Here is a 12,391-nt window from a genome sequence, read left to right on the forward strand (position 1 = left end):
TCAATTTTAATATAACGTGCTCTGTCAATTTTTTTGATCAATATCAGACATATATTGCACTGGATCTCTTTCAAGTTTTTCAAAAAGATACTGTCTTTAGTGATTTTCCGGAATGCTTGGCGATCTGAGAAACAAGATACTCTTAAACCAATTGAGAGCGAAGCACTATGGAGTGGAAGACGAATAACATGATCATCATGAAAAAATATTTTTCACAAAATTGTGCTCCTATTCCCTTTTTTTATTAGTTTATGAATTATTTTTTCTATCTCAAGATCATGGAAAGCATGCCCTTTTTGTGATCATTTATTAGGAAGTCCATCAAGATAATGCGCAGAAGAAAGCTAATTGTTTTTTAACTCATTTCGGCAGAGGTTTCACCTATGACAATAGCATAAAAGATGGTAGGGGCAGGCCGTTGTTCATAGTGTATGAATTTTATTCTTGTAGGAAATTAATTAAACGATCATGATAGTAAAAATGAAGTACCTTGATAGAGAAAAGTTTTATTTGCAGATCCTTACTTCTTTTAGCCATAAATAAAAACTTATATAAGTCTTTTCCTTGGGCATAAATATCAATTTGAGCAGGTAGATTGTTTTGTGTATTTTTTCATCGAGCATAGAAAATAGAAAGAGGAACAATTTGCGAGTAATGCAAATTTTTGCGTGTATAGGTGCTTAAAGCTTCCCCTGATAAAGGATCACAATATCACTTCCATCGGGCTCATATACCACGTCCTTTTTTACCTATGATGATTGCTGTTCCAGTATCTTGGTATATGGGAAAAAAGCCACTTGAGGATATATTTGTATTTTAAAAAAGGTCATAAGCAATAAATTTATCAGTATGAGCAATAAAGTTACTTTGCAAAAAATAAATGTCAAAATTTCAGCTAGAAAAACTAGATATTCATCTTAAAAGCATAGAACTACACTTCCTCTCCCTTTTTACTAAGGGTTAACAATAAAAGAGCTTTTGTGAAAAAACTTTAAGTTATAAAAATATTACAACATACTCTGTGTTTCTATTTATAGAGCATTCTCAATCTAAATAATTTAAACACAAGACTAACTATTTAATTTTTGTTTCTTTAAACTCAACATGCTTTTTAACAACTGGATCATATTTACGTTTACTCATTTTATCTGTCATTGTGCGGCTATTTTTCTTTGTTACATAGAAAAAGCCAGTATCTGCAGTTGATAAAAGCTTAATCTTAATGGTTGCTGCCTTAGCCATAACAAGAGTCCTATTATAGTAAAATAACACTATTCCGCTATCAAAATTTATTTTTGATGCAATTACATTTTACATATGACACTACGGATGTTCTACAAAAAGTCAAGAGTTGTTTGATTTTCTCATTAATTGGATAAGCACTAAAATAATATATAAGCTAAAAAAACAGGCAATTGCCAAAGAAAAACCAAATGGTTTTAAAATATCCATTGTTTGACCAATAATAGCTGGTCCAATCAATATACCAATTCCGTAGCAAAAAATAAAAGCAGAATTAGCTGCAGCAAGCTCTTGTCCTTTAAGGCATTCACCAAGTTGTGCAAGTCCAATTGTATAAAGACCTGCAGGTATACCACCAAGAAAGAAAAGATCAATCATCAAAATCAGTTTATGTTCTGCTATCTGTGGTATAATAAGAGTTCCAATCAATCCTAAAATAGCACAGCCCATAAGGGAATAGCGTTTATCTTTTAGATAATCACTTATAAGGCTGATAGGAATTAAAAGTAGGATATTACCAAGAGCAAGAATTTCCATAAAATGTATGGTTTCATTTTTATTATATCCAATTGATAAGCTAAAAGGCGTTATAAGTGTTAGTGTTCCCATTTGTATAGCGCCATAAATAAGTGCTGCCATTGTTGAGGTGGGGACACGTAAAATATGTGAAAAAAATGCTATATTTTCCTTACTTTGAAATTTGGGGCTTAATTTCCAGGCAGAAAGAAGGGGTATGATAGCAATTATAATAAGAAGGCAGCCGGTACCAAAGGGTGTAAAATCTTGTGTTCCTATTTTTTCCAGCAGCATTGGGCCTAAAATAAATCCCAGACCTAAAGTAATAGCATAGATAGAAATTACTAAGCTGCGTCTATGAGGTGGAGACGCATTATTAATCCAAAACTCTGATAGAATAAATATAATTGTCATGGCAAAATGCAGTGTAAATCGCAAAATAAACCACATCCATATCGATTCAAAGAAATAGAATCCTAAAAAACTTAGAGAACCAATAACCATCATAAGTAGTATTGATTCGACAACACCGAAATATAAGGCGATTCGAGCAGTTAGAGCAGCTGCAATAATTGTCGCAATTCCACCGACTCCTCCACTATAACCAATGATACTATTTGAAAATCCTTTTTCAGTCATTAGCAACGAAATAAGTTGTGTTCCCATTCCTAATGCTACACCGACAGCACCAATGGTGGTAATCGAGGCGATAATTGCACGCAAAGAGCTATTTGGAAAGTTGAAAGTTTTGTTTATCATGAAGGAAGTTTAATTATAAATTATATTTAAATCATATGATTAGTAATAAATTTAGTTGAAAATAGAAAAAGAAAATTGCAATTAAAAAATAGCATTTACAGCATAGCACATAGTTTGTGCGATAATTGTGTAGATTTTTAGATGACAAAAGGTAGATAAATCTATATGTTACATATTCTTTAATATATTCGATATAGAAATCTTTTTGACCTTTTCTCAATTAAAAAAGAATCACAGCAAGCTATTATACATAACTAAAAAACAGTATGCATCAAATAATAATACAATGACAAGAGGTTTTTAAATAATCTCTTACTCTTAAAATATTAGCTATATAGCATTTCTTACATTTTAAAAAAGATGTTGAAATAAAGATTTTTCTTAAATCACTGTTCGTGTAGTAATGAGCTTAAAATGCCTTTATACTGATGTTGTCAACAATCAATTAGGTTGTTAAAATTAAATATTGTTATGGGTTTATTATAGCTTTCAATCTTTGCATATAGAGATATAATTTTAATTTTTGAATTCTTTATTTTGATTGTTATTTTCTTTTATCAAAAATATAATTGCGCTTTTTCGCTATAGATTTCTTTTTGTGGTAAGAGATAGGTGAGAAAGTTATCAGGCGAGGTTTTGTTAACATTTCAAAACATAAAGCACCAGTAAAAGGTTGTACTTCTAGAATCTTTACTTCGACTGCATCCCCGAGCTGATAACATTTATGGCTACGTTTTCCTATAAGGGCATGCTGTACTTCGTCAAAATAGTAATAATCACTTTTAAGTGTAGAAAGAGGCACAAAACCATCTGCGTTTAATTTATCAAGTGCGATAAAAAGACCTGCTTTTGTAACTCCTGAAATACGGGCTGCAAATGAATTTCCTATTTTATTAGCTAAATAATGGGCAACAAGTCGATCAACAGTTTCTCGTTCTGCTATCATTGCACGACGTTCGTATAAAGAAATCTGATTGGCGATTTTTGCAAGATTTTGCTCTTGTTCATCTGTGAGTGCATCATTACCTAATTGCAGGGCTTTTATAAGTGCTCGATGAATAATTAAATCAGCGTAACGGCGAATTGGTGAGGTAAAATGTGTATAGTTAGGCAAATTTAAACCAAAGTGGCCTATATTTTCAGGATTATATTCGGCTTGAGATTGCGAGCGTAAAATAACCTGATTTACTAATTCCTGTTGTTGCGTATTCATAACTTTTATAAGGATATTATTAAGCTGTGCTGATGTAAATTCAGCTCCCCGAGCAAGTGATATTCCGAGACTTTGAAGAAAGTTCTGGAGCATTTCCTGTTTTGCAAGAGATGGCTTATCATGAATACGATATATGAGAGGTTGGTGATATTCTTTTAATGTTTCAGCAGCTGAAACATTAGCTTGTATCATGAATTCTTCAATTAAGTGATGTGTCTCTAGGTGAGATAAAACCACAACATCTTTAATATATCCATTTTGATCAAGAATAATCTTTTTTTCTGGTATTTCTAATTCTAATGGTTGTCGACGATTGCGTGCAATTTTAAGGCAGGAATACGCATCCCATAATGGTTGTAAAATGTTTTCAAGCAAGGGAGCTGTTTTTTTATTTGTATTTCCTTCAATTGCACATTGTACTTCTTGATAGGATAATTTGGCTGCTGTGCGCATTACAATACGATGGAAACTGTGTTTACGTTTGTTTCCATTCGCATCAAAAATCATACGAACAGCTAGTGCAGGTCTATCTTTTCCTTCACGTAATGAACACCGATCATTAGAAATACGTTCTGGGAGCATTGGTACAACACGATCAGGAAAATAAACAGAGTTTCCTCGTTTTAAAGCTTCTTGATCTAGAATACTTCCTGCTTTTATGTAGCAAGAAACATCTGCAATTGCGACAATAATAATCCAGCCTCCGCTATTGGTAGGGCTTTCATCTTTTATTGCATAAACTGCGTCATCATGGTCTTTTGCATCTGGAGGATCAATTGTAATAAATGATAATTGTCGCCAATCTTCGCGATTAATTGTATTGTCAGGTTCTACATTTTCGGCTTGCTCAAGGACATCTGAAGGAAAAATATAAGGAATTTCTTTCGATATAAGGGCAATCATTGAAAGATCTTTTTCGTTATCAATGTGTCCTAAAATATTTCTTACTTTTGCTTGTTTGAAGCTGTAGTTAGTACTGTCTTTAATTTCAACTTCGATCAGATCACCAGCTTTTATATCTATGTTCGTAGCCATATCAATAATAAGTTCGTTATTTTTACGTTCTATGGGATCAAGCCACCATTCGCCATTTTCTAATTTTCTTACTATACCAAGCATGTTTCTTTTTTTCTTATCAACTTTGCGGATGATTCGTCCTGTATAGGGGGAGTTTTGCAAAACTGTTTTTCGAAAAATTTTTATAAGAACGTGATCTCCAATACCAATGCTTACTTTTTTTATGCGATGAGAAGAAGAGAGTCGAATATTAGGCTTTGGATCATTGGACCATTCAAGAGGCTCTGCAATAAAATTACCGTCTTTATCAAGAGCACTAACTTTGACCAAAGTAATCGATGGTAATGCCTTTTTAATGATTAAGTTTTTACGTTTTTGTGGTATTGAATAATTATCTTTTAAATCACGCAATATATCTTTTAACCATATATGAGAAGCACTGCTCAAGTTAAAAGCTTTAGCAACTTTTTGTTTACTCGATTGGCTAGGATTATTAGTGATAAAGGTTAGAATTTCTGATTTACTAGGTAGCTGCTTAATATTAGATGATTGAAAATATTTTATTTTTTTCTCACTTTTAGCCAAAATTTATGCCTTCTTTTTTGAAGTAGTTTTTTGTGCTGTTTTTTTAATTGATGTTTTAGTTGATATAAGTTCTAATGCTTCTGCAAGTGTGATTGTAGCTGGATCTTTATCTTTTGGTAAGGTAGCATTAATTTTATTCCAGTTAATATATGGACCGTAACGCCCATCACGTATAGTAATTGTTCCACCGTTTGGATGATCTCCTAGTGTTGCTAGCGCAGCAGGCGTTATTCTACGTTGATTGGTTGTACTGTCTTTTTTTTCAGCAAGTATTGTAACGGCACGATTAATGCCAATATCAAAGACTTCATCTGTACTAAAAAGATTTGTGTATTGTCCATCATGAGCAAGATAAGGACCATATCGTCCAATTGCGGCTGTAATTATTTTTCCTGTTTCAGGATGAGTTCCAACTTCACGAGGTAGAGATAGTAAAGCTAAGGCTTTATCAAAATCAATATTTTCTATTTCCCATCCTTTAGGCAAACTTGCACGCTTAATTTCTTTACCTTCGCCAAGTTGAATATACGGACCAAAGCGGCCATTACGAAGAGAAATATCTTTCCCTGTTTCAGGATCAATACCAAGCATAACAGGTTTATCATTGTGCATGGTTTTACTTTGTTCTTCTGTATCTGAACCCAATTGGCATGTATATTTACACTCAGGATAATTAGAACAACCAACAAATGCACCATAACGCCCTAATTTTAATGACAATTGACCATTTGTACAAAGGGGGCAAGAGCGGCAATCGCTTCCATCTTCACGTGCAGGGAAAACAAGAGGGGCTAACGCTATGTTTAAAACATCAAGAACATTCATTATACGCAGTTCTTGGATACTCGTAATAGATGCATTAAATTCATCCCAAAAATCGCGTAAAACATCTTTCCAGGAAAGTTTTCCATCCGATATAAGGTCTAATTTTTCTTCAAGAGCTGCTGTAAAACCACATTCTACATAGCGATTAAAAAAATTTTCAAGAAAGGCTGTAACTATACGTCCTTTAACATCAGGAATAAGTTTGCGTTTATCAGTTATGATATACCCACGATCGCAAAGTGTGCTTAATATAGATGCATAAGTTGAAGGTCTGCCAATTCCTAATTCTTCAAGCTTTTTAATTAATGCCGATTCGGAATAACGAGGAGGCGGTTCTGTTGTATGTTGTATCGATTCAACTTTTTCTTTTCTAAGTGATTCTCCAATATTAATCTGCGGAAGACGTCCTGATTCATCCTCTTCACTATTTTCTTCGTCTTTTGGATCTGTATAAGCAGAAATGAAGCCATCAAAACGAATAACAGAACCTGTCGCACGTAAATGAGCATGATTTTCTTCTTGAAATGCTTCAATTTCGACAGTTGTACGTTCAATTTCAGCAGAACACATTTGGCTGGCAATAGCGCGTTTCCATATTAATTCATAGAGCTTTGCTTGATCACTATCGAGAACATTGCACACTTGATTAGGATGACGTGTAAAATCTGTAGGACGAATAGCTTCATGTGCTTCTTGTGCATTCTTAGCTTTTGTTGAATAAAAACGCGTTTTTTCAGGAAGATAGTGCTTTCCAAAAGAATCAATAATCGCTTTTCTTGCTGCATCAATAGCTTCTGGAACCATTTGTACTCCATCAGTACGCATATAAGTGATAAGTCCTGCTGTTTCGCCATTGATTTCAACACCTTCATAAAGCTTTTGAGCAACTTGCATTGTGCGAGAAGCTGAAAAACCTAATTTTGAAGAAGCAGCTTGTTGTAATGTAGATGTTGTAAATGGTGGAGAAGGATTCCTTTTTATAGGCTTGGCTTCAATACTTAATGTGCGATAATTTGCTTTTTCTAACATAGAGAGGATTTGATCAGCTTGTTCTTGCGATTGAATATCAAGCTTACCAAGTTTTTTATGATTAAATTCTGTTAACCGTGCATGAAAAATGTTATTTTGGAGTGTTTTCAAGTACGTTGTAATTGACCAGTAGTCTTCTTTAATGAATTGCTCTATCTCTGATTCGCGATTGCAAATGATACGTAGTGCAACTGATTGAACACGACCAGCAGAACGAGCGCCAGGTAATTTGCGCCATAAAACAGGAGAGAGAGTAAACCCAACCAAGTAATCGAGAGCTCGACGTGCAAGGTAGGCGTCTACAAGTGATATATCAATATCACGTGGATTCTTCATGGCATCAAGAACGGATTTTTTTGTAATTGCATTAAAAACAACTCGCTTAACAAGTTGATCATTTAAAACTTTTTTTTGTTTTAGAACATCAAGGATGTGCCATGAAATAGCTTCTCCTTCACGATCAGGGTCGGTTGCTAAGATAAGGCTATCAGCATCTTTGACTGCTTTTGCTATTTCATTCAAACGTTTTGCGGAAGCAGTATTAATATCCCATTTCATGGCAAAATCTTTATCAGGAAGAACAGAGCCATCTTTTGCAGATAAATCACGTACATGCCCAAATGATGCTATGACTTTGTATTGAGATCCAAGATACTTATTGATTGTTTTTGCTTTTGCTGGAGATTCAACGATAACAATATCCATAATTTTATCCGAATGTTGAAACAAAATTCTCTTTATAAACTTCTTTCAAATGAATAGCTAATGACAATTGGTCAAGAGCACATAAAAAAAACTATATTATACAACTTTTGATTGTTATTATTAAAAATACACCCTATAAAAGAAATCGTATAACTTATTTTCCACAGCTAATATAAAAAGTATACGGCAAAATACTAAGATAACGTCTATTGAGAGGTGGGGAGAATGCTCAAGGATAAAAGATTATGTTTATAAATCACTTAAAGATTATCCATTATATTACAGATATGTCAAAACAAATGAGCCAGATGGCACGTCAAGCTCATAGTCCACTTTTAGCATTGCTTTTGGATATGGTAGCTGAAGAGGGGCAAAGTATTATTAATAGTGCTGAGACCCTTGGAGAAGATCCTAACTCGACAATGATACATAACCACCAGAGTGCCGAATAAGCTTTCCAGCAAGATCGAGTTCAATTAGCAAGAGGTAGAGTTTTTGTAACGAAACACCTGAATAAATGCTGAGTGTATCTAAATCAATTGGAGTGCTTGATAGAGCTGAAAGGACAGCTGCACGTTCTATATCATCTCCAATTAAAGGAGTCTCATTAGTTATTTTCTTAGGTGAATGAGCATTTTCTTGTGGAAATTGAATTGAATATGTTTCTTCAAAAAAGCTGAGTTGTAGATCGGTCGTCTTTGAGGTTAACGGTGTGAGTGTTTCTATAATATCAGAGGGATGTGTAACCAGCAAAGCACCTTCTTTGATAAGATTATTTGTACCAATTGCTCTTGGATCAAGTGGAGAACCGGGAACAGCAAAAATCAATCGTCCCATATCAACAGCTTGGCGTGCTGTAATTAAGGAGCCTGATCGCATGGATGCTTCTACTACTAAAAGACCAAGCGATAGAGCTGCAATAATACGATTTCTTCTTGAGAAATCGTTAGCACGTGCTTTCCAACCAATGGGCATCTCACTAATAATTGCTCCACCATTATTAAGAATATCATCATAGAGTTTCTTATTTTCAGGAGGATAAATGTAATCAATACCACCAGCCATGACTGCAACTGTTCCTGTTAGCAAACTTGCTTGATGAGCAGTGCTATCAATTCCACGTGCAAGTCCAGAAATAATTGTAAAACCAGCATTACCAATAAAATGAGCAAACTGGCTAGTTAATTTTTTGCCAACTGCAGAGGCATTGCGAGAACCAACAATCCCAACAGAGGGTTTTTGAAAAATCGAGCAATCGCCTTTTATAGCAATAAGTGGAGGCGATGCTTCTATTACTTTGAGGAATGGTGGATAATCTGGTTCACCTATACCGATAAAACGAATACCTTGTTTTTCAGCTTGTTGCATCTCTTTTTCAGCGTCATCTAATGTCGCGATTCGAATAGATTTAGCAAGCCCTCCCTTTTTACTAAGTTGAGGAAGCATAGCAAGAGCATTTTCTGCCGTTTTATAATGGTCAATCAAATTACGAAAAGTAACTGCTCCAATATTTTCACTGCGTAATAATCGCAACCAATTTAACCGTTGCTGATCAGTAAGCAAAATTCCTTTATTTGTTCCTATTTGTGGTATCAACTTTATTTTCTTTCCCTGCTAATAATCTGCAAATATTAGTTTGATGTTTTATAACAACGAGTATGCTCATTGTTATTATTATGTAAGCAACATAGAGAGAAGAGGAGTAACAGTAAATAAAAATTGGAGTAATAATTACAGCTACAAGTGCAGAAAATGAAGAATAGCGAGTCAATACAAATACTCCTATCCAGGCAATAATAAAAATAAGAGCTGCTAACCAATAAAAACCTAAGCATATACCTAGATAAGTTGCAACACCTTTACCTCCTTTGAATTTAAGCCATATGGGATAAAGATGCCCTAAGAAGGCTAAAAATCCAGTTAGAAGAGCAATTTCTACAGTATGAAATAAGAATTTTGTCATCCAAATAACAAAAGTTCCTTTTAATATATCGCATAAAAGGGTAAGAGCTGCGATTTTTTTATTTCCTGTTCGTAAAACATTTGTTGCTCCAATATTTCCAGAACCAATTGCTCTTATATCGCCAAATTCAAAAAATTTTGTAAAAAGTAGTCCAAATGGTACAGAACCAATGAGATAAGATATCAGGAAAATAAGCCATGTATTGAATTGCAAAAGTATTTCTACTTCACTCATTAAGAATCTCGTTTGCTTTGTTGATTAATTTTAAATACTGATTGTCCTTTTACAAAAGTTTGGAGAACACGTCCCTGAAAACGAGCATTTTCGAAAGGAGTATTTTTTGAACGTGAAAGCAGCATCTCTAAGGATAAAATCCATGGTTCATCTAAATCAACTAAAATAAGGTCTGCAGGAGCATCTTTCATAAGTGTTCCAGCATTGAGACCAAAAAGTTTTGCAGGTGCTGTCGATAAAAGTTCAACTAATCGTAAAAGAGGTACGGTTTTATTGTGATAAAGGCGTAAGGCTGCACTTAACAAAGTTTCCATGCCAATAGCGCCTGTTGCAGCTTCTTGAAATGGCAAACGTTTTGCATCAACTCCTTGAGGATTGTGGGAAGAAGCAATGATATCTATGGTCCCATCTTTTATTGCGTTCATCATTGCTATACGATCTTCTTCTGCACGTAATGGGGGCATTAAGCGGAAAGAGGTACGATATTCACCAATATCATTTTCATTCAAAGATAAGTGATTAATGGATACACCAACTGAAATTTTTTCACTATGCTGTTTTGCTAAACGAACAGCATCAGCAGACATAGCTGTCGATATTTGTGCTGCATGGTAACGTGTTTGTGTTAGAACAGCTAGCCGTAAGTCTCTTTCTAGTGGAATGACTTCTGCTTCACGCGGAATTCCAGAAAAACCAAGCCAACTCGCTAATAAGCCTTCATTCATAACGCCTTGATCAGAAAGATCGTAGTCTTGTGTTTCGTGGATCAATGTGATATCAAAATCACGTGCATAAATCATTGCGCGTCGCATAATAGCTGAATTTTGAAGCGTCTTTTTCCCTTCACTAAAGGCAATTGCTCCTGCATTTTTCAATAAACCAAATTCAGTAATTTCTTGTCCTTTCAGACCTTGCGTGATAGCAGCAACTGGATAAATATTAACTAATGACGTTTCATGCGCTGTGCATGTAATAAATTTAATAAGGGCTACATTATCAATTATCGTCTGTGTATCAGGCATCATAAAAAATGAGGTAATACCACCGGCCGCTGCAGATTGGCTTGCTGAAGCAATCGTTTCAGGATGTTCAGCTCCTGGTTCTCCGATAAAGACTTGAGCATCAATGAGTCCAGGGAGAATTGCTTTATCTTGTGCATCAATGATTTCTGCTCCTTCTGGTACTCCTTGATTCAAAGCTTCTTTTCCTGCGGTTACAATCAGTCCATTTTCAATGATAACTGTACCGATTTCATCAATTGCGCGTGAAGGATCAACAATGCGGGCGTTTTGAAAAACTATTGGTCTTGTCATTTCTTTTTTTTACTCCAATTTTGGCGCAAATCTAATAAAGCTTCCATGACAGCCATGCGCACAGCAATACCCATTTCTACTTGTGTATGAATCATACTTTGTGTACTATCTGCTATATCAGAAGCAATTTCTACACCGCGGTTTATTGGGCCAGGGTGCATAATAATACAATCATTTTTAGCATACGCTAAGTTTTCTTTATGCAAACCAAAATAATGGAAATATTCACGAATAGAAGGGATAAAAGTACCTATCATACGCTCGCGTTGTAAGCGTAGCATCATGATAACGTCAGCATCTTTTAGACCTTCTTTCATTGTATTAAATACTTCAACGCTCATATTTGAGATTCCAGTAGGTAAAAGTGTTGATGGTGCAACAACGCGAACGCGAGCTCCTAAAGCATTGAGACTGATAATATTAGAACGTGCAACGCGTGAATGTAAAATATCGCCACAAATTGCGACAGTTAATCCCTCAATATGACCTTTTTTTCTTCTAATGGTTAGAGCGTCTAATAAAGCCTGTGTTGGGTGTTCATGTGCACCATCACCTGCATTAACTACGCAACAATCAACTTTTTGTGCTAAAAGGGCTGCAGTTCCAGCACAGCTATGGCGAATAACTAGTATATCAGGCTTCATTGCATTAAGAGTTGTTGCTGTATCAATTAATGTTTCCCCTTTTTTTATAGACGAATTGCTAATAGCCATATTCATCACGTTTGCTCCTAATCGTTTGCCAGCTAGTTCAAACGAAGATTGAGTTCTTGTGGAGGCTTCAAAGAAGAGATTAATTTGAGTATACCCACGCAGTATAGATTGTTTTTTATCAATGTTCTTGGAAAAAAGTACATTCTCATCTGCGCGATCAAGTAATATATTAAGGTCTTGTACATTAAGGTGCTTAATTCCTAAAAGGTGCCGGTGAGGAAAAATTGGAAAAATAGTATTATAAGTCATAGTATTCTTTTCTATAGATCTCTAAAGA

Annotated in this window: 10 protein-coding genes; 2 read left to right on the plus strand and 8 right to left on the minus strand. The window is 34.8% G+C overall.

The genetic code is table 11. From position 1 onward, the window contains the following. The first annotated feature begins 676 nt into the window (after window positions 1-676). On the plus strand, window positions 677-820 hold the full coding sequence (locus M4Z11_RS05480) for a hypothetical protein (RefSeq protein ID WP_249677333.1): 144 nt from the start codon (window positions 677-679) through the stop codon (window positions 818-820). A gap of 254 nt (window positions 821-1,074) precedes the next feature. Here the strand turns inward: M4Z11_RS05480 and rpmG are convergent, their stop codons facing one another. From rpmG to topA, 4 genes are all read right to left on the minus strand, one after another. Beyond that, window positions 1,075-1,242, minus strand: coding sequence for a 50S ribosomal protein L33 (rpmG, locus tag M4Z11_RS05485; protein ID WP_004864083.1), 168 nt, complete (start codon window positions 1,240-1,242; stop codon window positions 1,075-1,077). 102 nt (window positions 1,243-1,344) lie between these two features. Further along, on the minus strand, window positions 1,345-2,517 hold the full coding sequence (locus M4Z11_RS05490; protein WP_249677336.1) for an MFS transporter: 1,173 nt from the start codon (window positions 2,515-2,517) through the stop codon (window positions 1,345-1,347). Window positions 2,518-3,061: 544 nt separating this feature from the next. After that, window positions 3,062-5,332, minus strand: coding sequence for a ribonuclease R (rnr, locus tag M4Z11_RS05495; RefSeq protein WP_249677337.1), 2,271 nt, complete (start codon window positions 5,330-5,332; stop codon window positions 3,062-3,064). 3 nt (window positions 5,333-5,335) lie between these two features. Then, window positions 5,336-7,891: a type I DNA topoisomerase gene (gene topA, locus M4Z11_RS05500; protein ID WP_249677339.1), complete on the minus strand. Its 2,556-nt coding sequence runs from the start codon at window positions 7,889-7,891 to the stop codon at window positions 5,336-5,338. Between the two features lie 245 nt (window positions 7,892-8,136). Here topA and M4Z11_RS05505 point away from each other — a divergent pair, with 245 nt between their 5' ends. Further along, a complete protein-coding gene (locus M4Z11_RS05505; RefSeq protein ID WP_249677341.1) occupies window positions 8,137-8,343 on the plus strand; it encodes a hypothetical protein in 207 nt (68 codons plus the stop codon). Here the strand turns inward: M4Z11_RS05505 and dprA are convergent. Genes dprA through M4Z11_RS05525 form a run of 4 tightly spaced genes read right to left on the minus strand, consistent with a single transcriptional unit; the run spans window position 8,303 to window position 12,363 of the window. Beyond that, window positions 8,303-9,487 carry a DNA-processing protein DprA gene (dprA, locus tag M4Z11_RS05510; RefSeq protein WP_249677343.1) on the minus strand — a complete coding sequence of 395 codons (1,185 nt, stop codon included), beginning with the start codon at window positions 9,485-9,487 and terminating at the stop codon, window positions 8,303-8,305. The two genes, M4Z11_RS05505 and dprA, sit on opposite strands and share 41 nt — an antisense overlap. Beyond that, on the minus strand, window positions 9,462-10,088 hold the full coding sequence (gene plsY / locus M4Z11_RS05515) for a glycerol-3-phosphate 1-O-acyltransferase PlsY (RefSeq protein WP_249677345.1): 627 nt from the start codon (window positions 10,086-10,088) through the stop codon (window positions 9,462-9,464). Before plsY ends, dprA begins: the two co-directional genes overlap by 26 nt. After that, window positions 10,088-11,401 (minus strand): dihydroorotase, encoded by a 1,314-nt coding sequence (locus M4Z11_RS05520; RefSeq protein WP_249677347.1) that lies wholly within the window; start codon window positions 11,399-11,401, stop codon window positions 10,088-10,090. The genes plsY and M4Z11_RS05520 overlap by 1 nt, the downstream gene beginning before the upstream one ends. Beyond that, entirely contained in the window at window positions 11,398-12,363 is a 966-nt protein-coding gene (locus tag M4Z11_RS05525; protein WP_249677349.1) for an aspartate carbamoyltransferase catalytic subunit, read from the minus strand. Before M4Z11_RS05525 ends, M4Z11_RS05520 begins: the two co-directional genes overlap by 4 nt. Window positions 12,364-12,391 lie beyond the last annotated feature (28 nt).

This window comes from Bartonella bilalgolemi (assembly GCF_023500045.1).
In the GTDB taxonomy this organism is placed as follows: Bacteria; Pseudomonadota; Alphaproteobacteria; order Rhizobiales; family Rhizobiaceae; genus Bartonella; species Bartonella bilalgolemii.

Bases quoted from the DNA above. Each gene is read 5' to 3' on its own strand.
- rpmG (WP_004864083.1), bottom strand. From the start codon at position 1,242: ATGGCTAAGGCAGCAACCATTAAGATTAAGCTTTTATCAACTGCAGAT.
- M4Z11_RS05490 (WP_249677336.1), bottom strand. From the start codon at position 2,517: ATGATAAACAAAACTTTCAACTTTCCAAATAGCTCTTTGCGTGCAATT.
- topA (WP_249677339.1), bottom strand. From the start codon at position 7,891: ATGGATATTGTTATCGTTGAATCTCCAGCAAAAGCAAAAACAATCAAT.
- M4Z11_RS05505 (WP_249677341.1), top strand. From the start codon at position 8,137: ATGTTTATAAATCACTTAAAGATTATCCATTATATTACAGATATGTCA.
- plsY (WP_249677345.1), bottom strand. From the start codon at position 10,088: ATGAGTGAAGTAGAAATACTTTTGCAATTCAATACATGGCTTATTTTC.
- M4Z11_RS05520 (WP_249677347.1), bottom strand. From the start codon at position 11,401: ATGACAAGACCAATAGTTTTTCAAAACGCCCGCATTGTTGATCCTTCA.
- M4Z11_RS05525 (WP_249677349.1), bottom strand. From the start codon at position 12,363: ATGACTTATAATACTATTTTTCCAATTTTTCCTCACCGGCACCTTTTA.